The sequence below is a fragment of the Paraburkholderia sp. 31.1 genome (genome assembly GCF_014397645.1).
Classification (GTDB): domain Bacteria; phylum Pseudomonadota; class Gammaproteobacteria; order Burkholderiales; family Burkholderiaceae; genus Paraburkholderia; species Paraburkholderia tuberum.
Window position 1 is genome coordinate 1 of record NZ_VZQN01000209.1, and the last position, 479, is coordinate 479.

At 51.8% G+C, this 479-nt stretch carries 1 pseudogene; it reads left to right on the top strand.

The features are described 5' to 3' along the window. Positions 1–123: 123 nt before the first annotated feature. Positions 124–342 (top strand): annotated as a pseudogene (locus F6X37_RS37760) (hypothetical protein); the annotation flags it as partial. Between the last annotated feature and the right edge of the window lie 137 nt (positions 343–479).

Genomic DNA, 479 nt, shown 5'->3' on the forward strand with positions numbered 1-479 from the left:
TGGAAGCACTTCAAGTACCACTGGCGGCGATTCGCGACGTGGACGAAAGAAACCGTCGATGCGGAGCTCGAAATTCTGCTCAGCGGATACGGGTCAAAATTCCAAGTAAATTTTTCGTGAACACTTACACTGGTGCATCATATACCTGAGGATGCAGCAATCGAATTTCCGCTTTCCAAGCAGGGCAGTCCCACCGTAACTATTTCGGGTGGTTGTTTGCCTATTTCGGAAAAACAGGATGTTGATGGGAAGAAGGTTGGTATCGAAGTTGGTCGCTCCTGTTCCTTTAATTGGGGAAATGTAGCGATAGTCAAGGATTTGCAGTTTAAATCTGAGCTTTGAATGACGAAAAACCAGCTGGAAAGCCTTTCAAAGGGCGTCACGGCGGAGACGGGTTCGAGCCTCCTGGGCAACCTTGCCGCGAACGTCGTAGCGAACGTGGGCGGCGCACTGGTCGGTGGAGGAACAGCGGGCGCGGC